The organism is Kitasatospora sp. NPDC051705, from assembly GCF_044453265.1.
In the GTDB taxonomy this organism is placed as follows: Bacteria; Actinomycetota; Actinomycetes; order Streptomycetales; family Streptomycetaceae; genus Kitasatospora.
Genome location: NZ_JBITCO010000024.1, coordinates 97,317 through 117,529 on the forward strand (window position 1 = coordinate 97,317; position 20,213 = coordinate 117,529).

19 protein-coding genes are annotated in these 20,213 nt (G+C 73.7%); 15 read left to right on the forward strand and 4 right to left on the reverse strand.

Features of this window, described 5'->3' with window-relative positions; all coding sequences use genetic code 11:
* The first annotated feature begins 2 nt into the window (after positions 1-2).
* Positions 3-770, forward strand: a complete 768-nt coding sequence (gene fabI / locus ACIA8Q_RS26145) for an enoyl-ACP reductase FabI (RefSeq protein ID WP_360211854.1) — start codon at positions 3-5, stop codon at positions 768-770.
* A gap of 73 nt (positions 771-843) precedes the next feature.
* On the opposite strand, the gene ACIA8Q_RS26150 is transcribed toward fabI, so the two are convergent.
* Complete coding sequence (locus ACIA8Q_RS26150; protein WP_360211856.1) at positions 844-1,518, reverse strand: FadR/GntR family transcriptional regulator; 675 nt, start codon at positions 1,516-1,518, stop codon at positions 844-846.
* A gap of 141 nt (positions 1,519-1,659) precedes the next feature.
* On the opposite strand from ACIA8Q_RS26150, the gene ACIA8Q_RS26155 reads away from it, so the two are divergent.
* The 3 genes from ACIA8Q_RS26155 to ACIA8Q_RS26165 all read left to right on the forward strand — a co-directional run bounded on the left by ACIA8Q_RS26155 (position 1,660) and on the right by ACIA8Q_RS26165 (position 3,905).
* The gene (locus ACIA8Q_RS26155; protein WP_396317755.1) at positions 1,660-2,946 is read left to right on the forward strand and encodes an MFS transporter; all 1,287 of its coding nucleotides are present in this window, start codon (positions 1,660-1,662) and stop codon (positions 2,944-2,946) included.
* 163 nt (positions 2,947-3,109) lie between these two features.
* Positions 3,110-3,232 carry an SGM_5486 family transporter-associated protein gene (locus ACIA8Q_RS26160; RefSeq protein WP_360211860.1) on the forward strand — a complete coding sequence of 41 codons (123 nt, stop codon included), beginning with the start codon at positions 3,110-3,112 and terminating at the stop codon, positions 3,230-3,232.
* Positions 3,233-3,377: 145 nt separating this feature from the next.
* Positions 3,378-3,905 (forward strand): histidine phosphatase family protein, encoded by a 528-nt coding sequence (locus ACIA8Q_RS26165; protein WP_360211862.1) that lies wholly within the window; start codon positions 3,378-3,380, stop codon positions 3,903-3,905.
* A gap of 296 nt (positions 3,906-4,201) precedes the next feature.
* Here the strand turns inward: ACIA8Q_RS26165 and serB are convergent, their stop codons facing one another.
* Positions 4,202-5,458, reverse strand: coding sequence for a phosphoserine phosphatase SerB (serB, locus tag ACIA8Q_RS26170; protein WP_360211864.1), 1,257 nt, complete (start codon positions 5,456-5,458; stop codon positions 4,202-4,204).
* 213 nt (positions 5,459-5,671) lie between these two features.
* On the opposite strand from serB, the gene ACIA8Q_RS26175 reads away from it, so the two are divergent.
* The 3 genes from ACIA8Q_RS26175 to ACIA8Q_RS26185 all read left to right on the forward strand — a co-directional run bounded on the left by ACIA8Q_RS26175 (position 5,672) and on the right by ACIA8Q_RS26185 (position 10,319).
* On the forward strand, positions 5,672-8,248 hold the full coding sequence (locus tag ACIA8Q_RS26175; RefSeq protein ID WP_360211866.1) for an FHA domain-containing protein: 2,577 nt from the start codon (positions 5,672-5,674) through the stop codon (positions 8,246-8,248).
* A 228-nt stretch (positions 8,249-8,476) separates the two neighbouring features.
* Positions 8,477-9,676 carry a GAF domain-containing sensor histidine kinase gene (locus ACIA8Q_RS26180; RefSeq protein ID WP_396317756.1) on the forward strand — a complete coding sequence of 400 codons (1,200 nt, stop codon included), beginning with the start codon at positions 8,477-8,479 and terminating at the stop codon, positions 9,674-9,676.
* Positions 9,669-10,319, forward strand: a complete 651-nt coding sequence (locus ACIA8Q_RS26185) for a response regulator transcription factor (RefSeq protein WP_360211868.1) — start codon at positions 9,669-9,671, stop codon at positions 10,317-10,319. Before ACIA8Q_RS26180 ends, ACIA8Q_RS26185 begins: the two co-directional genes overlap by 8 nt.
* Positions 10,320-10,348: 29 nt before the next feature.
* Here ACIA8Q_RS26185 and ACIA8Q_RS26190 read toward each other — a convergent pair whose 3' ends face one another.
* On the reverse strand, positions 10,349-11,152 hold the full coding sequence (locus tag ACIA8Q_RS26190; RefSeq protein WP_360211870.1) for a hypothetical protein: 804 nt from the start codon (positions 11,150-11,152) through the stop codon (positions 10,349-10,351).
* 148 nt (positions 11,153-11,300) lie between these two features.
* On the opposite strand from ACIA8Q_RS26190, the gene ACIA8Q_RS26195 reads away from it, so the two are divergent.
* The 7 genes from ACIA8Q_RS26195 (at position 11,301) to ACIA8Q_RS26225 (ending at position 17,574) form a co-directional block, all read left to right on the forward strand.
* On the forward strand, positions 11,301-12,092 hold the full coding sequence (locus tag ACIA8Q_RS26195) for an ABC transporter ATP-binding protein (protein ID WP_360211872.1): 792 nt from the start codon (positions 11,301-11,303) through the stop codon (positions 12,090-12,092).
* Between the two features lie 120 nt (positions 12,093-12,212).
* A complete protein-coding gene (locus tag ACIA8Q_RS26200) occupies positions 12,213-12,635 on the forward strand; it encodes an NfeD family protein (protein ID WP_360211874.1) in 423 nt (140 codons plus the stop codon).
* A 10-nt stretch (positions 12,636-12,645) separates the two neighbouring features.
* Positions 12,646-13,698, forward strand: a complete 1,053-nt coding sequence (locus ACIA8Q_RS26205) for an SPFH domain-containing protein (RefSeq protein ID WP_360211876.1) — start codon at positions 12,646-12,648, stop codon at positions 13,696-13,698.
* Positions 13,699-13,950: 252 nt separating this feature from the next.
* Positions 13,951-14,709 carry a sulfite exporter TauE/SafE family protein gene (locus tag ACIA8Q_RS26210; protein WP_360211878.1) on the forward strand — a complete coding sequence of 253 codons (759 nt, stop codon included), beginning with the start codon at positions 13,951-13,953 and terminating at the stop codon, positions 14,707-14,709.
* 66 nt (positions 14,710-14,775) lie between these two features.
* The gene (locus tag ACIA8Q_RS26215; RefSeq protein WP_360211880.1) at positions 14,776-14,955 is read left to right on the forward strand and encodes a DUF1272 domain-containing protein; all 180 of its coding nucleotides are present in this window, start codon (positions 14,776-14,778) and stop codon (positions 14,953-14,955) included.
* 38 nt (positions 14,956-14,993) lie between these two features.
* The gene (locus ACIA8Q_RS26220; RefSeq protein WP_396317757.1) at positions 14,994-15,299 is read left to right on the forward strand and encodes a 4a-hydroxytetrahydrobiopterin dehydratase; all 306 of its coding nucleotides are present in this window, start codon (positions 14,994-14,996) and stop codon (positions 15,297-15,299) included.
* A gap of 190 nt (positions 15,300-15,489) precedes the next feature.
* Complete coding sequence (locus tag ACIA8Q_RS26225; protein ID WP_396317758.1) at positions 15,490-17,574, forward strand: PQQ-binding-like beta-propeller repeat protein; 2,085 nt, start codon at positions 15,490-15,492, stop codon at positions 17,572-17,574.
* Positions 17,575-17,694: 120 nt separating this feature from the next.
* On the opposite strand, the gene ACIA8Q_RS26230 is transcribed toward ACIA8Q_RS26225, so the two are convergent.
* Positions 17,695-18,237: an HNH endonuclease gene (locus tag ACIA8Q_RS26230; RefSeq protein ID WP_360211886.1), complete on the reverse strand. Its 543-nt coding sequence runs from the start codon at positions 18,235-18,237 to the stop codon at positions 17,695-17,697.
* 293 nt (positions 18,238-18,530) lie between these two features.
* Between ACIA8Q_RS26230 and tyrS the strand changes: the two genes are divergently transcribed.
* Entirely contained in the window at positions 18,531-19,802 is a 1,272-nt protein-coding gene (gene tyrS / locus ACIA8Q_RS26235; protein WP_360211898.1) for a tyrosine--tRNA ligase, read from the forward strand.
* The last annotated feature ends 411 nt before the right edge of the window (positions 19,803-20,213 follow it).

Consider the following 20,213-nt stretch of genomic DNA (forward strand, 5'->3'; position numbering starts at 1 on the left):
TCATGAGTGGAATCCTCGAGGGCAAGCGGATCCTGATCACCGGTGTGCTGATGGAGTCCTCCATCGCCTTCCACACCGCCAGGCTGGCGCAGGAACAGGGCGCGGAGATCATCCTCACCGCCTTCCCGCGCCCGAGCCTGACCGAGCGGATCGCCAAGAAGCTGCCGAAGCCGGTCAAGGTGCTGTCGCTGGACGTCTCCAGCGAGGAGGACCTGGCGGGCATCGCCGACCAGGTCCGCGAGACCCTGCCGACCCTGGACGGCATCGTCCACTCGATCGGCTTCGCCCCGCAGGACGCGCTGGGCGGCAACTTCCTGGACACCCCGTGGGAGTCCGTGGCCACCGCGATGCAGGTCTCGGCCTTCTCGCTGAAGTCGCTGACCATGGCGCTGCTGCCGCTGATGCAGGACGGCGGCTCGGTCGTCGGCCTCACCTTCGACGCGCAGTACGCGTGGCCGCAGTACGACTGGATGGGCCCGGCCAAGGCCGCCCTGGAGTCGACCAACCGCTACCTGGCCCGCTACCTGGGCTCCCGGGACATCCGCTGCAACCTGATCTCGGCGGGCCCGATCGGTTCGATGGCCGCCAAGTCCATCCCGGGCTTCGGCGACCTGGCCGACACCTGGAACCACCGTTCCCCGCTGAAGTGGGACCTGAGCGACCCGGAGCCGGCCGGCCGCGGCGTCGTCGCGCTGCTGTCGGACTGGTTCCCGAAGACCACCGGCGAGATCGTCCACGTCGACGGCGGTCTGCACGCCATCGGCGCCTGACCGCTCCGCCGTACGCCGCTGCCCGGTACCCCGTGGGGGTGCCGGGCAGCGGCGTTCCCGCGTCCGGGGCCGCTCAGGCGTCGGCCGGGCCGCAGGCGCCGATGGCGCGGCCGGCCTCGACCGAGGCGCGCTGGGCGTCGCCCGCCCGGATGGCGTCGAGGATGGTGTCGTGGCCGATGTAACGCTCGGCGATCAGCTCCGGGCCGACGTCGTGCCGCAGGTGGGCGCGGGTGACCTCGCCGAGGTCGGCGTACACGGCGGCGAGCACGTCGTTGTGGGCGGCGGCCACCACGGCCTGGTGGAACGCGGCGTCGGCCTGGACGAAGTCCTCCGCGTCGCCGGAGTGCCAGGCGGCCTCGCGGCGGTCCAGCGCGGCGTCCAGCAGGCCGAGGTCGCGGTCGGTGCGACGGGCGGCGGCCAGGCCGGCCGCCGAGGTCTCCAGGGCGGCCCGCAGCTCGGCGACCTGGGCCTGGTCGGCGTCGGCGAACCGGCGGTGCATCACCCCCGCGAGTTCGCTGGTGGCGAGCACGTAGGTGCCGGACCCCTGGCGGATGTCGAGCAGCCCGTTGTGCGCGAGGGCGCGGACGGCCTCGCGGACGGTGTTGCGGGCGACGCCGAGCTGCTCGACCAGCGCGGCCTCGGTCGGGATGCGCGAGCCGACGGGCCACTCCCCGGAGGTGATCTGGGCGCGCAGCTGCGCGATCACCTGGTCGGACAGGGGGGTGCGCCTCGGCGAGGACAGCGCCACGGGGACTCCTTGCGGCTGCGGGTGGGAGGACGAACGGGTCCGGTCGGTGGGGGCCGACGTCCGGTGGGGGAACGAACGGGGTCGGCACATCATGCCAAGTCCGAGGTGCATCAATTCATCCCATCATTCTATGATGGCGCCATGCCTCCCGCAGCAGACACCGCCGCCTCCCCACGAACCGAGGCCCGGCCGCAGACCGAGCGGCCCTCCCACCCCTCCCGCTACCTGGGCGTGCTGTTCGCCGTCGCGATCGCCGCCGCCGCCTTCAACCTGCGCCCCGTGGTCACCAGCCTCGGGCCGCTGATGGACCCGGTCCGCTCCGAGCTCGGGATGAACCCCACGCTCGCCGGGCTGCTCACCGCCGTCCCCTCGCTCTGCTTCGGGCTGTTCGGCTTCGCCGCGCCCTCGATGGCCCGGCGGATCGGCCCGATCGCGGTGATCACCGCGGGCATGGGTGCGATCACCGCGGGCGTGCTGGCCCGCTCCTTCGCCGGCGGCACCGCGGTGTTCCTGCTGCTGACCGCGCTCGCGCTGGCCGGTGTGGCCGTCTCCAACGTGCTGATCCCGGTGGTGATCAAGCGCTACTTCCCGGAGAAGGTCGGGCCGATGATCGGCCTCTACTCGATGTCGCTGTCGGCCGGCACCTCGCTGGCCGCCGCCGTCACCGTGCCGATGACCAGCGCGCTCGGCGGCGACTGGCGCGTCGGCCTGGGCGTCTGGGCCGGCCTCGGCGCCCTGGCCCTGCTGCTCTGGCTGCCGGTGCTGCGCGCCAACCGCGAGCGGCGCGAACGCGCCGACGGCCCGCCCGCCGCGCCCGCCAGGCTGCCGATCACCCGCAGCCGGACGGCCTGGGCGATGGCCTGCTTCTTCGGCCTCCAGGCCACCGGCGCCTACGTGGTGATGGGCTGGCTGCCGAAGATCTTCCAGGACGCCGGGGTCGACGAGGGCACCTCGGGGGTGCTGCTCGCCGTGACCATGGTGATCGGCGTGCCGGTCTCCTTCGTGCTGCCCAACCTGGCCGCCCGCCGCGGCGACCAGCGGCTCTTCGTCGTCGTGCTGGCGGCCTTCGGCATCGCCGGTTACGCCGGGCTGGCGCTGGCCCCGGCCGGTGCCCCCTGGGTCTGGGCGGTCCTGGTGGGCCTGTCCAACTGCGCCTTCCCGCTGGTGCTGACCATGATCGGACTGCGCGCCCGGACCGCGGGCGGGGTCGCGCAGCTGTCCGCCTTCGCCCAGGGCGTCGGCTACCTGATCGCCGTCCCCGGCCCGATCCTGATCGGTCGGATCTACGGCCTCACCGGCGAGTGGTACCTGCCGCTGGGCTTCCTGGCGCTGCTGCTGGTGCCGCAGATGCTGTTCGGGCTCCGGGCCGCGAGGGCCCGGCACATCGAGGACGAGGCGGTCCACCCCGCGGAGCGGGTCAGGGCCTGACCGCTCGGCGGGGTCCGACCGCGCGGGGCGGGGCCGGACCCCGCCCCGTCCGGGTGCGGGTCCGGCCGCGTCGGTCAAGGCCCGGCCAAGCGCGGGCCAACGGCTGCCCCGGATCGAGGGGCCGGTGCCGGGCGGGCGCGTTCGGGGTGGGAGAATTCCGGACATGCCCGTTCTCGATCCCAACCCCACCGACGGCCGCAAGCAGCTCGGCCGCCTCGCCCTCGCGATCGCCGGCGTCGTGGTGCTGGTGGCGGTCATCGCCTCCGTCGCCTCGTCCATGGGCTGACCCGCCCGCCCGTCGGAGCCCGCCCGCCGCCGTACCCGGGGTGACCCGGCGGTGAACGGCGCGTGACGGCACCCGCCACCCCTGGGAGTGGCGGCGGCCGGGAGCGTCGCGCCGCCGAGCGGCTTTTCTGCCAAGCTTGCTGGGTATGAGCGCCGACACGCCCCGCAGGATCATCGTTCTCCGCCACGCCAAGGCCGACTGGCCCAACGGCGTGGACGACCACGAGCGGCCGCTGGCCGACCGGGGCCGTCACCAGGCCCCGGACGCCGGCCGCTGGCTGTCCGACTCCGGCATCAACCCCGACTACGTGCTCTGCTCCACGGCGCTGCGCACCCGCGAGACCTGGAAGCTGGCGGCGCACGAGCTGCCCAAGCGGGCCCGCAAGACGGTGTACGAGGACCGGATCTACGAGGCCAGCCCGGGCGAGATCATCGCCGTCCTCCAGGAGACCCCGGAGGAGTACTCGGACGTGGTGCTGGTCGGGCACAACCCCGGCGTGCTGGGCCTGACCCAGGTGCTGGCCGGGGACGAGGGCGACCGGGACGCGCTGGAGCGGCTGCGCCTCGGGGGCTTCCCGACGGCGGCGATCGCGGTGCTCGACTTCAACGGGTCCTGGAAGGGCGTCGAGCCGGGCGCCGCCGCGCTCGTCGCGTACCACACGCCGCAGGACTGAGATCCGCCGGAGCGGCCCCCGCCGGAGCGCGGCGGGCCGGCCTGGCCGGGCACGGGAGAGGGGGGGGGGGGGCCCCCCCCGGGGCCCCCCCCGGCCCCCCCGGGGGCCCCCCCCGGGGGGGGGCCGGGCGCGCGGGGGGGCGGGGGCCCCCGCCCCCCGGGGGGGGCCCCCCCCCCCCCCGGCGGGGCCCCCGGGGGGGGCGCCCCCCGGCGGGGGGGGGGGGGGGGGGGGGGGCGGGCCGGGGGGGGGGGGGCGCGCGCCCCCGCCCCCCCCCCCCTCTCGTACGTCCTCGGGCCCTACTCGGTCGGGGTACCGTCGAGCGCGTCGGCCGCCTCGACCTCCTCGCGGGTGATGCCCAGCAGGTACAGCACGGTGTCCAGGAACGGCACGTTCACCGCGGTGTCGGCGGCCTCGCGCACCACCGGCTTGGCGTTGAACGCCACGCCGAGCCCGGCCGCGTTCAGCATGTCCAGGTCGTTGGCGCCGTCGCCGATCGCCACCGTCTGCTCCAGCGGCACCTTGGCCTGCTCGGCGAACCGGGCCAGCCAGCGGGCCTTGCCGGCGCGGTCCACGATCTCGCCGACCACCCGGCCGGTGAACTTCCCGTCCACCACCTCCAGGGTGTTGGCGGCCGCGAAGTCCAGCCCCAGCTGCTCCACCAGGTGGTCGGTGACCTGGGTGAACCCGCCGGAGACCACCGCGACCTGGAAGCCCAGTCGCTGCAGCGTGCGGATCAGGGTGCGGGCGCCCGGCGTGAAGCGGACCTCCGCGCGCACCTTCTCGGTCACCGAGGCGTCCAGGCCGGCCAGCAGCGCCACCCGGGCCCGCAGCGACTCGGCGAAGTCCAGCTCCCCGCGCATCGCGGCCGCGGTCACCCCGGCGACCTCCTCCTCGCAGCCCGCGTGGGCCGCGAACAGCTCGATCACCTCGTCCTGGATCAGCGTGGAGTCGACGTCCATCACCACCAGGCGCTTGGCCCGGCGCTCCAGCCCGGCCGCGACCACCGCGACATCCACCCGCTGGGCGGCCGCCTCCTGGGCGAGCTCGGCCCGCAGCTCGTCGGTGGCCACGCCGGACACGGCGAGCTCGACCGCCGTCACCGGGTACTTGGCGAGCCGGAAGACGCGGTCGATGTTGCCGCCGGCGGCGGTGATCCGCGAGGTGAGCGCGGAGACCGCGGCGGAGGTCAGCGGGTTGCCGAGCACGGTGACGTGCGAACGGCCCTCGCGGCGCGGCCGGTTGTCGCCGATGCCGGAGAGGATCTCGGCCTGGAGCTTCTGCTCCTCGGCCCAGCGGTGCACGGTGGCCCGCAGACCGCCCTCGGCGCCGGGGGCGGTGGGCGGGGTGACCAGGGCGCACAGGGTGATGCGGCCACGGGTCACGACCTGTTCGATGTCGATCACGTCGACGCCGAAGCCGGCCAGGGTGGCGAAGAGGCCGGCGGTGATGCCGGGGCGGTCCTTGCCGAACACCTTGACGAGCAGGGTGCGCTCGTCCGCGGTCCGGGGCTGGGCGGCGGGGAGGGGCTCAGCGGCCAGGGGCGATGCGTTCATGGTGCCTCCCACGCTACCCGTCGGCCGCGGGCCCCAGAGCACCCGTCCCACGTCGCGGACGCGCGCCCGGGTAGCAGCCTGGTCACAGTCACCCGGGGTGACTTTTATTGGCGGTCGGCGGGCTGGAATGATTCCCCCCGTCAGTTTCAGGAACATCGCACCCCTGGTCGGGGGCCACAATTCGGGGGACCGAGAGAGCGGGGCAGGCGAGCAGTGCCGCAACTCGTCATTGAGATCAACGGACAGCAGCGGACTCTGGAGCCCGGGCGGTCCTACACCATCGGGCGCAACCCGCAGTCGGACTTCCCGTTCGACGACGCCAGGGTCTCCTGGCACCACGGGACCATCACCTTCAACGGCAGCGGTTGGCAGCTGGACGACCACGGCAGCACCAACGGCACCTACGTCGCCGGTGCCCGCACGATGCAGGCCCAGCTGTTCCCCGGTGCCGCCGTCAACCTCGGCAACCCGGAGAACGGCCCCCGGCTCGGCTTCTCCGCGCCCGCCCAGGCCGCCGCCCCGCAGGCCCCCGCCTGGCACGAGGCCGCCACCAGCCGCAGCGCCACCCCGACGCCGCAGCCGCCGGCCCCGCAGCAGGGTTGGTCGCCGCAGGCCCCGTACGCCCCGCAGCCCGAGCCGCAGCAGGGGTGGGCGGGCCAGCAGCAGCCGTTCCCGCAGCAGCAGGGCGGCCTCCCGCCCCAGCAGGGCGGTTTCCCGCAGCAGCAGGCCTTCCCGTCGGCGCCGCAGCACGGCGGCGGCGGCGGTCCGCAGCCGACGATGATCCGCAACCTGACGTCGGCCATGCGCACCGTCCGGATCGGTCGTGCGCTCGACAACGACATCGTGGTCTCCGACCTCCAGGTCTCCCGCCACCACGCCGAACTGCATCAGCTGCCCGACGGCCGCTACGAGATCGTCGACCTCGGCAGCCACAACGGCATCTTCCTCAACGGCCAGCGGGTCCAGCGCCAGCTGATGGGCCCGCAGGACCGGCTGACCGTCGGCCACTCCAGCTTCGTCCTGGTCGGCGACCAGCTGCAGGAGTTCGTCGACACCGGTGCGGTCTCCTTCTCCGCCCGCCACCTGACCGTCGAGGTCGAGCACAAGGGCGCCAAGAAGATCCTGCTCAACGACGTCAGCTTCGGCGTCCCGGAGAAGTCCCTGGTCGCCGTCATCGGCCCCTCCGGCTCCGGAAAGTCGACCCTGCTGCGCGCCCTCACCGGTTACCGCCCGGCCGACCGCGGCGACGTGCTGTACGACGGGCGCAACCTCTACAAGCAGTTCGCCGAACTCCGCTCGCGGATCGGCCTGGTGCCGCAGTCCGAGATCCTGCACAAGGAGCTCACCGTCCGCACCGGCCTCAAGTACGCGGCCCGGCTGCGCTTCCCCGGCGACACCGAGGCCCGCGAGCGCGAGGCCCGGATCGACGAGGTGCTCTACGAGCTGCGCCTGGACAAGCGCGCCGACAACAAGATCACCGCGCTCTCCGGCGGCCAGCAGAAGCGCGTCTCGGTCGCCCTCGAACTGCTCACCAAGCCGTCGCTGATCTTCCTGGACGAGCCCACCTCGGGCCTCGACCCGGGCATGGACCGCGAGGTCATGCAGATGCTGCGGGGCCTCGCCGACGACGGGCGCACCATCCTGGTCGTCACCCACTCGGTGGCCGAACTCGCGCTCTGCGACCGCCTGCTGGTCATGGCGCCGGGCGGCTCGGTGGCCTACTTCGGGCCGCCGGACGAGGCGCTGCACTTCTTCGGGTACGAGACCTGGGCCGACGTCTTCCAGGCCTTCGAGAACTACCCGGACCACGACTGGGCCGGCCGCTACCGCGGTTCGGTGCACTACCAGCAGTACTCCGCCCCCGACGTGGAGTCCGGCGAGGTGCAGCACGCCCAGGTCGCGCAGGAGGCCGTCCGCCCGCCGAAGCCGCAGAGCTGGGGCTCGCAGCTGTGGACGCTGATGCGCCGCTACATGTCGGTGCTCGCCTCCGACCGGGGGTTCCTGGCCCTGTCGGTGCTGCTGCCCGCGGTCATCGGCGCGGTCAGCGTGCTGATCCCGAACGAACCGGGGCTCGCCCCCAACCCGAAGACGCAGCTCCACCTCAACAGCGGGGCCGCGACGATCATGCTGATCCTGGCGATCGGCGCCTGCTTCTCCGGCGCGGCCAACTCGGTCCGTGAGCTGATCAAGGAACGGGCGATCTACGAACGGGAACGGGCCACCGGGCTCTCCCGGTCGGCGTACATGATGTCCAAGATCATCGTGCTGGGCATCTTCAGCGTGATCCAGGGCGCCATCATCTCCGCCGTCGGCTTCCTGCCGCGCAAGCTGCCCGAGCACGGCCTGATCGTCAAGGACGTGCCGCTGATCGAGATGACCATCGGCATGATCCTGCTCAGCTTCGCCGCGATGATGTTCGGTCTGATGATCTCCGCGCTGGTGAAGACCGCCGAGAAGACCATGCCGCTGCTGGTCATGTTCGCCATCGTCCAGGTCGTCTTCACCGGCTGCCTGTTCCAGATCTTCAGCAAGCCCGGCCTGGAGCAGGTCGCCTGGCTGATGCCGGCCCGCTGGGGCACCGGCATCGTGTCCACCACGCTCGACCTGTCGAAGCTCATGGGCCCCTGGAACAAGGACTTCCAGAACCCCGAGTACGACCCGCTCTGGACGCACAGCGTCGCCCAGTGGGCGATCGACGCGGGCGCCCTGGTGGTCATCTCGATCGTCATCGGCGTCGTCGTCACCAGGCTCCAGCGCCGCCACGAGCCCGAGGTCATGCAGAAGGGCTGAGCCCCGCCAGCCCGGCCAGCAGAGGGCGGCCCTCCCACCCGGGGAGGGCCGCCCTCCGGCGTTCCCGGGGCGGGCCCCGCCCGGCCCGGGCCCGGCAGCCCCCGTCGCCCCCGGTCGCCCGTCGCCCCCGCCGCCCGGCCCGGGCCAGACGACCTAGGTCCCGGGACCTGCGTCCCGCGCGGCCGTGGACGGACGCGGCCGCCCCCGCGACGGCGGTAGTTTGGCGTCATGCCCAGCACGCCCAGTGACCAGCGGAGCCCGGCCGGCCCCGTGCCCGCCTGCGACCCCTGCCTGGCCGGCATCGAGGAGGTCAGCCAGGCGCTGCTCGCGATGAGCCGGCACCTGGAGGTCCGCGAGGTGCTGCGCCGCATCACCGCCTCCGCCCGCGACCTCCTCGGCGCCGAGTACGCCGCCCTCGGAGTGCCCGACGACCACGGCGGCTTCGCCCAGTTCGTCGTCGACGGCGTCACCGACGAGCAGTGGCGGGCGATCGGCCCGCTGCCGCGCCAGCACGGCGTGCTCGCCAAGATGCTGCACGAGACCGGCTCCACCCGGCTCGCCGACGTCCGCCGGGCACCCGCCTTCGGCGGCTGGCCCGCCGCCCACCCCGAGATGGACGCCTTCCTCGGCATGCCGATCCTCGACTCCGAGGCCGCCGAGGACGAACCCCAGGTCATCGGTGTCGTCTTCCTCGCCAACAAGCGCGGCGGCGGCCTGTTCACCGACCACGACGAGGAACTGCTGCGGATCCTCGCCGCGCACGCCGCCCTCGCCCTGTCCAACGCCCGCCTCTACGAGCGCAGCCGCGAACTCACCCTCGCCGGCGAGCGCGCCCGGATCGCCCACGACCTGCACGACGCCGTCTCGCAGAAGCTCTTCTCGCTGCGGCTCACCGCCAAGGCCGCCGCCACCCTCGTCGACCGCGACCCGGCCCGGGCCCGCGCCGAACTCGCCGAGGTGGCCCGGCTGGCCGCCGAGGCCGCCGACGAACTGCGCGCCGTCGTCGTCGAACTGCGCCCGGCCGCCCTCGAGGAGGACGGGCTGAGCGCCACCCTCGCCTCCCAGGTGCAGGTCCTCGACCGGGCCCACACCGCCGACGTCGCCTTCGCCGCCGACGGGGTCCGCGCCCTGCCGCCCGCCCAGGAGGCCGCACTGCTGCGGGTCGCCCAGGAGGCGCTGCACAACGCGCTGCGCCACTCCGGCGCCGGCCGGGTCACCGTCACCCTGGCCGGCACCCCGGGGCGCGGCGCCGTCCTGCGGGTGCGCGACGACGGGCGGGGCTTCGACCCCGAGTCCGTCCGCCGGGCCGGCCGCCACCTCGGCCTCGCCTCGATGCGCGACCGCGCGGCCGCCGTCGGCGGCACGCTCATGCTGGATTCCGCCCCCGGTCGGGGGACGCTCGTCGAGATGGAGGTCCCCGGTGCCTGACAGCGCTGCGTCGATCCGTGTCCTGCTGGTCGACGACCACCAGGTGGTCCGCCGCGGCCTGCGCACCTTCCTGGAGGTCCAGGACGACATCGAGGTGGTCGGCGAGGCCGCCGACGGCGCGGAGGGCGTCGACCGCGCCCGCGAACTCGACCCCGACGTCGTGCTGATGGACCTCAAGATGCCCGGCGTCGACGGCATCGAGGCGCTGCGCACGCTCAAGGGCGAGGGCAGTCGGGCCCGGATCCTGATCGTCACCAGCTTCACCGAGCACCGCACCATGGTCCCGGCACTGCGGGCCGGCGCCGCCGGGTACGTCTACAAGGACGTCGACCCCGAGGCGCTGGCCGGTGCGATCCGCTCGGTGCACGCGGGCCACGTCCTGCTCCAGCCGGAACTGGCCGAGGCACTGCTCGCCGACGAGGGGCCGCGGGCCCCGCAGGGCCGCGGCGGCACCCTCACCGAGCGCGAGCGCGAGGTCCTCGGCCACATCGCCGACGGCCGCTCCAACCGGGAGATCGCGCGCAGCCTGCACCTGTCGGAGAAGACGGTGAAGACCCACGTCTCCAACATCCTGATGAAGCTGGACCTCGCGGACCGCACCCAGGCGGCGCTGTGGGCCGTCCGCAACGGCGAGGCCCGCTAGCGTCCGAGTCCCGCGCCGGCCCCGGGCGGTCAGCGCGCCTCGCGCTCGTCCACCAACGCGTTGTAGGCGGCCACCTGGGCCCGCCGGGCGGTGCGGCGCAGCGGCGCCAGCACCGCCCCGCGCGCGGCCATCTCGGAGGCGCTCACGGCCGCGCCGTGCCCGCCCGCGGCGATCGCCAGCAGCGCCGACACCTGCCGGGCCGACTCCAGCACCCGCACGGCCCGCGGCGGGTAGCCGGGCGCCAGCAGCTCGACGTGCCCGCGCCGCCGGTGGGCCTCCAGGGCCCGCAGCGCCTCCGGGCCCGCGCCCGCCACGTCCAGCCGGGTCAGCAGCAGCGTCGCCTCGCGCAGACCGTCCACCAGCTCCCGCTCGGCCTCGTGCAGCGAGGGCACGTCGGCCGGCGGGGCGTCCTCGACCTCGGTGCAGCGCCACAGGACGGTGGCCGAACGGTCACCGGCGGGGCCGAACACCTCCACCTCCGGGACCAGGCCGAGCGGCACCCCCACCGCCAGCACCGCTTCGCCCGCGCCCATGGCGCGCTCGTTGAACGGCGCCGGGCCGGTCAGCCCCAGCGGGTGCCCGGCGGACGGCAGGGCCAGCCGCAGGCCCTTCACGCCGAGGACCCGCAGCCGCCCCAGGGCCCAGGTGAGGCCGTGCAGCTCGCCCGGTCCGTCCCCGGGCAGACCGGTGACCCGATGGCTCTCGTCGTCGCCCAGCACGGCCGCGGCGGCGTCGTCGGGCGGCACCAGACCGGCCAGCAGGGCGTTGCCCCAGGCGGTCAGCCGCCCCGAACGGGGTTCTTCGTACGGATTGTCGGCAGGAGTCACGAGCATCCGGCCAGCCTACGGAATCGGCGGTCATCCGCGTGGCGTAGGTTTGCCCATGCGTGTGCGGCGCACCCACCCCGTGCCCACCGGCTGCCGGAGTAGGCTCGCCGCCCGCACCGACGGCCGAAATTCTTGTATTGGGGAAGGCGTAGGCATGAGCGACGTGCTGGAGCTGGTGGACGTATCCGTGGTCCGGGAGGGGCGCGCGCTGGTCGACCAGGTCTCGTGGTCCATCTCCGAGGGGGAGCGCTGGGTCATCCTCGGCCCCAACGGCGCCGGCAAGACCACGCTGCTGCAGATCGCCGCCACCTACCTGTTCCCGACCGCGGGCAAGGTGTCCGTGCTGGGCGAGAAGCTGGGCGAGGTCGACGTCTTCGAGCTGCGCTCGCGGATCGGGCTGGCAGGCGCCGCCATGTTCGACAAGCTGCCGGCCGAGCAGACCGTGCTGCAGACCGTGCTCACCGCCGCCTACGGCATGACCGTCAGCTGGCAGGAGACCTACGAGCAGTCCGACGAGTCCCGCGCCCTCGCGCTGCTCGACCGCCTCGGCATGGCGGGCCTGACCGGCCGCAAGTTCGGCACCCTCTCCGAGGGCGAGCGCAAGCGCACCCTGATCGCCCGCGCCCTGATGACCGACCCCGAGCTGCTGCTGCTCGACGAGCCCGCGGCCGGCCTGGACCTCGGCGGCCGCGAGGACCTGGTCCGCCGGCTCGGCGCGCTCGCCCAGGACGAGTTCGCGCCCGCCATGGCGATGGTCACCCACCACGTGGAGGAGATCGCGCCGGGCTTCACCCACGTCCTGATGATCCGGCAGGGCAAGGTGCTCACCGCCGGCCCGATCGACACCGAGCTGACCGCCCGCAACCTCTCCAAGTGCTTCGGCCTGCCGCTCACCCTGGAGCGCCACGGGGACCGCTGGTCGGCGCAGGGCCTGCCGCTGGGCTGACCCGCCGTCCGCGACGCCGCCGGGAGACCGCGGAGACCGGTCGCACGTGCGACCGGTTTCCGCCCCTCGACCTGCGGGAACTGTCCGCCTGGAAGACCCTTCGCTCCCTAGGATGGACGCGTGGACAGCTGGATCTGGTGGCTCCTGGCCGCCGTCGGGCTCGGCATACCGCTGGTGCTGACCGCGATGCCGGAGTTCGCCATGTTCGCGGTCGGTGCGGCGGCCGCCGCCGGCGTGGCCGGGCTGGGTGCGGGAGTGGTCTGGCAGACCCTGGCCTTCGTCGGGGTCTCGGTCGCGATGCTGGTGGTGGTGCGCCCGATCGCGTACCGGCAGCTGCGCCGGGGCCCGCACGTGAAGATGGGCATCGAGGCGCTCCAGGGCGCCACCGCGGTCGTCGCGGAAACCGTCGACGGGGAGGGCGGCCGGATCAAGCTCAACGGCGAGATCTGGTCGGCCCGCGCGCTCCACCCGGACAGCGTGTACCAACCGGGGCAGCAGGTCGACGTCGTCGAAATCCAGGGCGCGACCGCCCTGGTCGTCTAGGGGAGAGTCCGTGGAACCCGTCCTTATCGTTTTGGTCGTCCTGGTCGTGGTGGCCTTCATCGCGCTGATCAAGACGATCCAGGTCATCCCGCAGGCCAGCGCCGCGATCGTGGAGCGCTTCGGCCGCTACACCCGGACGCTCAACGCGGGGCTGAACATCGTCGTCCCGTTCATCGACAGGGTCCGCAACCGCATCGACCTGCGCGAACAGGTCGTGCCGTTCCCCCCGCAGCCGGTGATCACCCAGGACAACCTGGTCGTCAACATCGACACGGTGATCTACTACCAGGTCACCGACCCCCGCGCGGCCACCTACGAGGTCGCCAGCTACATCCAGGCCATCGAGCAGCTGACCGTCACCACGCTGCGCAACATCATCGGCTCGATGGACCTCGAGTCCACACTGACCTCGCGCGAGGTCATCAACGCGGGCCTGCGAGGCGTCCTGGACGAGGCCACCGGCAAGTGGGGCATCCGCGTCAACCGCGTCGAGCTGAAGGCCATCGAGCCGCCGACCTCCATCCAGGACTCGATGGAGAAGCAGATGCGCGCCGACCGTGACAAGCGCGCCGCGATCCTCACCGCCGAGGGCCAGCGCCAGGCGCAGATCCTCAAGGCCGAGGGTGAGAAGCAGGCCGAGGTGCTCAAGGCCGAGGGTGAGGCGCAGGCCGCGGTGCTGCGCGCCGACGGTGAGGCGGCCGCGATCCGGACGGTCTTCGAGGCCATCCACGACGGCGACGCCGACCAGAAGCTGCTCGCCTACCAGTACCTGCAGACCCTGCCCGAGCTGGCCAAGGGCGACTCCAACAAGCTCTGGATCATCCCGAGCGAGGTCGGCGACGCGCTGAAGGGCCTCGGCGGCGCGTTCACCGGCATGACCGGCAACGGCGGCGCGGTGAACGGTGGCGCGGTCGCCGCCCCGACCGTCCCGCCGGTGGCGCCCGCCTCCACCCAGGTGCCGATCGACCCGGCCTCCGGCCCGCGCCCGGTGGACACCGAGAAGGGCGCCGCCCGTCCCCGGGTGGACCCGGCGCGCGAGTACCGCAAGATCGACCCGGAGTGACCGGCTGAGCCGTCCCGCTCCCGGGGCCCGTCGCCAGGTGGCGGCGGGCCCCCGTCGTTGCGCGGGCGGTGGGGCACCGCCACGCGCGGGCGGCGGTGCCCCGCCACGCGGGCGCGGCCGGTCCGGGGGAGCCGGCCCGGTGGGCGCCCGGGCCGCGGTGTGGCGTGCGTCCCGAATCGTGGGCGGCTCTGGTCCGGCCGGTGGGCCGTCCGGCATGATCCGTTCGGACAGGACCGAGAGGAGAGGTGACCCATGACGCTCTGGGAGGCCGTCGCCGTCCTGGTGGCGGGCGTCGGCGCGGGGATGATCAACGTGATCGTCGGCTCCGGCACCCTGATCACCTTCCCGGTGCTGCTCGCCGTCGGCATCCCGCCGGTCACCGCCAACGTCTCCAACTCCTTCGGGTTGGTGCCCGGTTCGCTCAGCGGCGTGATCGGCTACCGGCGCGAACTGGTCGGCCAGGGCCGCCGGCTGCTGCGCCTGGGCAGCGCCTCGCTGCTCGGCGGACTGCTCGGCGCGCTGCTGCTGACCAAGCTGCCCAGCGCCGCCTTCGACGCCATCGTCCCGGTGCTGATCCTGCTCGCCCTCGTCCTGGTGGTCGTCCAGCCCCGGGTCGCCAAGGCCGTCGCCGCCCGCCGCCGCCCCGGCGGCGACCCGGACGGCGGCCCGGTCCTGCTCTTCGGCGTCTTCCTCACCGGCATCTACGGCGGCTACTTCGGCGCTGCGCAGGGCGTCCTGCTGATGGCGCTGATGGGCATGCTGCTCCAGGAGGACCTGCAGCGGATCAACGGCGTGAAGAACGCGCTGGCGATGATCGTCAACGCCGTCGCCGCGTTGTTCTTCCTCTTCACCTCGACCGTGAACTGGGCCGCCGCCGGGCTGATCGCGGTGGGCTCGCTGGTCGGCGGACTGGCCGGCGCCAAGGTCGGCCGCCGCCTGCCGCCGTCCGTGCTGCGCGCGGTCATCGTGGTGGTCGGCCTCGCCGCCGTCACCAAGCTGCTGCTGGCCTGACCGGCCGTCAGAACGCCCCGGCCGCGGGGCCGTCCCGCCGGCCCCCGACTCCCGAGGAGTACCCCCGTGGCCCTGGAGATGCGCGAGACCTGCGAGCGCTGCGCGGTGTCGCTGACCGCCGACGGCCCCGCCTCGATATGTTCCTTCGAGTGCACCTTCTGCCCGGACTGCACCGAGGCCATGGCCGGTGGCTGCCCCAACTGCGGCGGCGAGCTGGTGGCCCGTCCGCGGCGGAGGGCCGCCTGACCCCGCACCTGGACCCGACGACGAACGGGAGCGCTTCGATGAGCAACAGAGCACGGCTGAGCGAGGACGAGATCACCGGGGCCCTGGCGGCGCTGCCGCACTGGGCCCGGGAGGGCGACGCCATCGCCCGCACGGCCGATGCCCCCGACTTCCCGGCGGCGATCAGGGTCGTCGTCGCCGTCGCGGAACAGGCCGAGGCGCTCGGCCACCACCCGGACGTCGACATCCGCTGGCGCACCCTGCGCTTCGTCCTCTCCACCCACAGCGTCGGCGGGCTCACCGCCCTGGACGTCGACCTGGCCGCCCGGATCGACGAGGCCCTGCGGGCCGAATCGGCGGTCTGACACCGGTCCGAGGCTGGTTCGACGCCGGTCCGACGCCGGTCCGAGGCTGGTTCGACGCAGGCCTGCGGGAGGCTCCAGGGAGGCCTGCGGCAGGCCTGCGGGACCACCGGGGGAGGGCGGAGGGGCGTGTTCCGGCGGGCGTGAGATGCTGACTGCCGCATTGGCCGGCGGCGCGGAGGGACGGGAACGGATGGCGCAGGAGCCCTTCGGAGACGCCCACCAGCAGCCGTGGCACCCCCAACCGCAGCAGGCCTGGACGGGCGGTGGGTACCAGCAGCCTCCGCAGGCCGCGCCGTTCGGGCAGCCGCCGTCCGGAGAGGCGGCGTCCGGGCAGCCGCAGTTCGGGCAGTCGCCGTCCGGGTCGCAGGAGTACTGGCCGCAGGAGCAGTGGCAGCAGGAGCAGTGGCCGACGAGTGCGGGCTACGGGCAGGTGCCGCAGTACGGCGAGCAGCCCGCCCACCTCGACCAGGCCCTCCCGTACGACCAGGCCTCCCGGTACGGCGGGGCCCAGCAGGACGACCGGACCCACCAGTACGACCAGGCCCAGTGGTACCAGCAGACCGCACCGTACGCCGACCCCGCACCCTACGGCGCGGGCCCGCACCACGGCGACGCCGGGTACGGCGCGACCGGGTACGTCCAGGGCGGCCACCTCCAGGACCGGTTCCAGCCACACCAGGCGTACCCGGACCCGGACCCGGGGCAACAGCCCGCGGGGGAGGGGCTGTACGTCCCGGCGGGGGCCGAGTACTCGGCCGACGGGTACGTGCACCTCGACGAGGCCGAGCCGGAGACCGGGCCCGCTGCGGCGGACCCCGCGGACCGGGACCGGGAGCCGACCCCGGAGCCCGCAGCCGTCGCACCCCCGCGGGCCGCCGGCCGCCGCGGCGGTGCGGCTGCGCCGGCCGGGTCCTCGCTCGGCGCCCGGGCCAGGGCCGCCGCCGGCACGGTGCTCTCCGGCGAGCACGTGCCCAGCCGACGGGCCCTGCTGGTGCGCACCGGCGCCGGGGTGGCCGCGCTGGGCGTGCTGGTCGCGGCCGCTCTGACGGTCGGTGCCGAGGGCGGTGGCACGGCGGCCGCCGACAGCGGTGGCGAGCCCGGCTTCGCCGTCGCCCACACCAGGACGTGGTCCGCCCAGCCCGCCGCCGCGGCCGGGCCGACCGGGACCGACGACACACTGGTCGGCAGCTGGCTGCTGGCCGACGCGGTGGTCCGCGCCGACGCCGCCGGGGTGCGCGCCTACGACCTCGCGGCGGGCAAGCCCGTCTGGTCGGTCGAGCCGCCGGCGGCCGGGGCCGTGCCGTGTGGGCTGTCGGCCGGAGTGAACAAGGAGGGCCTGGGGGCGGTGCTGTTCCGGCCGCAGGCCGACCCGAAGAGCCCGTGCACGCTCGTCGCCGCCGTCGACACCAAGACCGGCAGGACCGCGTGGACGAAGAGCGTCTCGGACGCCAAGGGCGCCTACGTCGCCCGGATCGGCGTCACCGAGGACAAGGTGATCGCGGTCGGCGACGACCGGGCGATCGCCTGGGAGTCCGCGGACGGCAAGGACGTCTGGCAGTACACCGGGCAGGGCAAGTTCTGCACGCTGTCCGGCGGCGTCAGCGGCAAGACCGTGCTGATCGCCTCCTCGTGCGCCGACTCGACCCCCGCCGACCAGGCCGTCGCGCTGAACACGGCGGACGGCAAGGTCGGTTGGTGGCGCGGCCTGAACAACCGGCCGAAGACGGTGACCGTCCTCTCCGCCGAACCCCCCGTCGTCCTCACCACGGGCGGGAAGCCCGAGGACGACCGGGTGTTCGCCTGGGGAGCGGGCGGCGACCCGGCCGCCGAGATACCGGTGGTCGGTGACGGGGGCCGCCTGGACCTCACCCACGGCACGTTCTCGGCCACGCCCGACGTGTTCTTCCAGGACCGCACGATGGTCACCACGCTCGTCCAGCCCAACGGCGGCGGCCCGGTCGTGGCGGTCGGCTACGACCTCGACACCGGCAAGCAGCGCTGGAAGTCGCCGACCGCGGCCAAGGGCACCGTCCGGGCCGTCGGCCTGGACGGCGGCTCGCTGGTGCTCGCCGCCGACGAGCGCCGCGACCAGCCCGCCCACCTCAACCGCTTCCCGCTCGCCGGCGGCCAGGAGGCGACCGGAGGCAACTTCCCGCCCGGCACCGGCTCGCTGCTGGTCTCGGGGCGGGTGCTGATCGGCGGCGGGCGGGTGGCCGTGGTGCCCGAGCACTCCGCCAACTTCGGCACGGCGGCGGTCTACCAGGCCAAGGGGTAGCCGCCGGCCCGGGTCGGCGGACCGGTCGGGGCCGGGGGCGGTCGGGGCCCGTCGAGGTCCGTCGACCGGGCTCCGACGGAAGGACCCCGACGGACGGACCCCGGTCGGCCCGGCGTCAGGTCAGGCGGCCGGAAGTGCCGACGGGACCGCCTGGGCCGGTACCTCCGGCAGCCAGTCCGCCAGCTCCCTGGCCTCCGAGCCGCGCAGCCCGAGCGCGAGCATCAGGGTGGCCTGCGGGGTCGGCACGAACGGCCGGCGCAGCAGCCGCATCCCGGCCTGCTCCGGCGTCCGGTCCGCCTTGCGCTGGTTGTCCTCCGCGCACGCGGCCACCGTGTTCAGCCAGCTGTCCTCGCCGCCGCGCGACCGCGGCTGCAGGTGGTCCACCGTGGTGGCCCGCCGACCGCAGTAGGCGCACAGGTGCTGGTCCCGGGCCAGCACACCCCGCCGCGACCACGGGGCCTGTTGTCGGAACGGCACCCGGACGTAGCGTTGCAGTCTGATCACCCGGGGCACCGGGACGGTCACTCCCGTCCCCCGGATCGAGCGCAGCGGATGCGCCTGCTCCACCACCGCCTTGTCCTGGAGCACCAGGACGACGGCGCGCTGGAGCGACACCGTCGTCAGGGGCTCGTAGCTCGCGTTCAGAACCAGCGTGTTGCGCACTCGGCACGCCCTTTCCGCGGGCGTGCCACGGCGGCACGACCGTCTCCACACACGTCACTGCCGCCGCACGGCGGTGAAGCCACTCTGAACGGGCCCCCAGCCGACGAACAACGGAATTTCCGGTATCGGGGAGGCGAGCCGGGGATCCGGCGGGAAACGCGGCACGCCGCCTCGGCGAAAACTCGCTGGCCCGGACCGCGTAGGCTCTACCACGCTGGAGTCGTACCGACCCGGGGCCCGACGGAACCGGGGCCACCACCGGGCGGGCGCCCGATCGAAGGAGAAGCGTGACCGTGACGGACATCGTCGACGAGCTGCGGTGGCGGGGGCTGATCGCCCTGTCCACCGACGAGGACGCACTGCGCAAGGCGTTCGCGGACGGCCCGGTCACGTTCTATTGCGGCTTCGACCCGACGGCCCCCAGCCTGCACCTGGGCAACCTGGTGCAGATCCTCACGATGCGCCGGATCCAGCAGGCGGGGAACCTCCCGCTCGGCCTGGTCGGCGGCGCCACGGGCCTGATCGGCGACCCGAAGCCCACCGCCGAGCGTGTGCTGAACGACCCGGAGACGGTCGCCGGCTGGGTCGAGCGCCTGCGCGCCCAGATCTCGCGCTTCCTCGACTTCGACGGCCCCTACGCGGCGCGCATGGTCAACAACCTGGACTGGACGTCCGGGATGTCCGCCATCAGCCTGCTGCGCGACGTGGGCAAGTACTTCCGCGTCAACAACATGATCGCCAAGGAGGCCGTCGCCCGACGGCTCAACTCCGACGCGGGCATCAGCTACACCGAGTTCAGCTACCAGATCCTCCAGGGCATGGACTACCTGGAGCTGAACCGCCGCTACGGCTGCAGCCTGCAGACCGGCGGCAGCGACCAGTGGGGCAACCTGACCGCCGGCACGGACCTGATCCGCAAGGCCGACGGCAAGTCCGTCCACGCGCTCGCCACGCCGCTGATCGTCAAGGCCGACGGCACCAAGTTCGGCAAGACCGAGTCCGGCACGGTCTGGCTCGACCCCGAGCTGACCACCCCGTACGCCTTCTACCAGTTCTGGCTGAACGCGGACGACCGGGACGTCTCCAACTTCCTGCGGATCTTCAGCTTCCGCTCGAAGGAGGAGATCGAGGAGCTCGAGCGCGAGACCACCGAGCGCCCCGCCGCCCGCCTCGCGCAGCGCGCCCTCGCCGAGGAGCTCACCACCCTCGTGCACGGCGCCGAGCAGTACGAGCGCGCCGTCGCCGCGTCCAAGGCGCTGTTCGGCCAGGGCGACCTCGCCGACCTGGAGGCCCCGACCCTGGCGGCCGCCTTGGCCGAGGTCCCGAAGGCCGAGGTGTCCGAACTCCAGCCGGTGGTCGACCTGTTGGTCGCCGTCGGCCTGGCGCCGAGCCGCTCGGCCGCCCGCCGGACGGTCAAGGAGGGCGGTGCCTACCTCAACAACGTCAAGGTGACGGACGAGGAGGCGGTGCCGACGGAGGCCGATCTGCTGCACGGCCGCTGGCTCGTGCTGCGCCGCGGCAAGCGCAACCTGGCGGCGGCGGAGCTGGCGCCGGCCACGGTCTGACCGAAACGCGACGCCGCTGACCTGCGGCTTCGACCATCGAGGGCGGGATCCAGCCGGATCCCGCCCTCGATGTTTGACGGTGACGTGCAGGTGGACTAGTGTTGAACGAGTCGCTGAAGCGGCCACACCACTCGGCAAGACCCACTCTCACCTCGACGCCCATTAACTTGGGTCTGTTGGCGTTCCCGTCAACCGCGGTGAGCGTGAATTTCGGGTAACACCCGGAATGCGCTAATGTGGAGCCCGTCGCGGAAAGCGACACCGACCAGTTCGGAAAATCGGATGAATGAAACTCCGGAAAACGGAGCGGAAAGCGTCTGATAAGCTGGGAACACGAAAGAACGAAGCGCCCGGAGGGCCTGCTGGAAGGCAGACCGAAGGAAGTGTCCGTTCCTTGAGAACTCAACAGCG

Excerpts from the sequence above, each read along its gene's own strand:
- serB (WP_360211864.1), bottom strand. The coding sequence starts at position 5,458 with ATGAACGCATCGCCCCTGGCCGCTGAGCCCCTCCCCGCCGCCCAGCCC.
- ACIA8Q_RS26180 (WP_396317756.1), top strand. The coding sequence starts at position 8,477 with ATGCCCAGCACGCCCAGTGACCAGCGGAGCCCGGCCGGCCCCGTGCCC.
- ACIA8Q_RS26195 (WP_360211872.1), top strand. The coding sequence starts at position 11,301 with ATGAGCGACGTGCTGGAGCTGGTGGACGTATCCGTGGTCCGGGAGGGG.
- ACIA8Q_RS26155 (WP_396317755.1), top strand. The coding sequence starts at position 1,660 with ATGCCTCCCGCAGCAGACACCGCCGCCTCCCCACGAACCGAGGCCCGG.
- ACIA8Q_RS26160 (WP_360211860.1), top strand. The coding sequence starts at position 3,110 with ATGCCCGTTCTCGATCCCAACCCCACCGACGGCCGCAAGCAGCTCGGC.
- ACIA8Q_RS26190 (WP_360211870.1), bottom strand. The coding sequence starts at position 11,152 with ATGCTCGTGACTCCTGCCGACAATCCGTACGAAGAACCCCGTTCGGGG.
- ACIA8Q_RS26220 (WP_396317757.1), top strand. The coding sequence starts at position 14,994 with ATGAGCAACAGAGCACGGCTGAGCGAGGACGAGATCACCGGGGCCCTG.
- ACIA8Q_RS26165 (WP_360211862.1), top strand. The coding sequence starts at position 3,378 with ATGAGCGCCGACACGCCCCGCAGGATCATCGTTCTCCGCCACGCCAAG.
- fabI (WP_360211854.1), top strand. The coding sequence starts at position 3 with ATGAGTGGAATCCTCGAGGGCAAGCGGATCCTGATCACCGGTGTGCTG.
- ACIA8Q_RS26210 (WP_360211878.1), top strand. The coding sequence starts at position 13,951 with ATGACGCTCTGGGAGGCCGTCGCCGTCCTGGTGGCGGGCGTCGGCGCG.
- ACIA8Q_RS26225 (WP_396317758.1), top strand. The coding sequence starts at position 15,490 with ATGGCGCAGGAGCCCTTCGGAGACGCCCACCAGCAGCCGTGGCACCCC.